1 protein-coding gene is annotated in these 972 nt (G+C 73.9%); it reads right to left on the reverse strand.

Annotated features, from left to right (window positions below; all coding sequences use genetic code 11):
- Window positions 1-890 (reverse strand): histidine kinase (locus GL263_RS27230; RefSeq protein WP_323379584.1); only part of this gene is annotated, 890 nt, incomplete at its 3' end.
- Between the last annotated feature and the right edge of the window lie 82 nt (window positions 891-972).

Raw genomic sequence — 972 nt, forward strand, 5'->3', positions numbered from 1 at the left:
GCGATGGCCGGGGTGGCGTCGGGGTCGGTGCCGGCGGCGCGGCGTTCCTCGGCGCGGAGCACGTGCAGCACCTCGCGTAGTTCCTCCAGCGCCTGGTGCGCGTTGTCGCGGATGACCTGGGCGCTTTCGGCGACCTCCGTGTCGCTGAGGGCGGCGCCGGCGCCGGCGGCGGACTGGCGGGTGCGGTAGGCGAGCGCGCCGGCGTGCACGGACAGCAGGGAGATGCGGTGCGCCAGCACGTCGTGCATCTCGCGGGCGATGGCCGCCCGTTCGGCGCGGCGGGTGTCGGCGAGCCGGCGGGCGTGTTCGGCGCGTTCGCGTTCGGCGTCTTCGCGGAGTTTGGCGATGAGCTGCCGCCGGGCCCTGATCGCCGCACCCCAGGCGAAGAACACCAGGTTGTAGGCGACCACGAAGAACGCGGACGCCCAGCCGTCGCCGTGCGGGAAGAGGTAGATCACCACGTAGGGCGCGGACGCGACCAGGTACAGCACCAGGATGGGCACCGCGTAGCGCCATCGCACCCGCATGGCGAGGTTGAGCAGGATGACCATGCCGGCGCCGAAGACGGTGTTGCTGAGCGCGACGGCCGGGACGGCGGCGAGGGAGACGGCCAGCGGGAAGCGGCGCCGCCACCACAGTGCCACGCACAGCACGCCGCCGAGGACGGGATCGACGACGCGCAGCCAGTCGGGCAGGTAGTCGTAGTCCTGGTTGGCGACGAAGAGGATCACCCACCACATGACGGCCCAGCCGAAGAGCAGCACGTCGACCGTCCAGTCGCGGGCGGTGCGGCGTCCCGCCCGGTCGGGCCCGGCCAGCTCGGCCGGGAGGAGGGCGTGCGGGACCCGGTCGCGGGTGGCGGACGGGGAGGGCGTGCTGTGCGGGCTCACTCTCCGAGCGTAGACACCGGTGGCGGTGGCGCGCTCCGGCCGATCGGCGAGAGCACCTGGTCGGGGGACGGGCGGGGAGGAC

The sequence above is a fragment of the Streptomyces durbertensis genome, assembly GCF_014156695.1.
GTDB lineage: Bacteria > Actinomycetota > Actinomycetes > Streptomycetales > Streptomycetaceae > Streptomyces > Streptomyces durbertensis.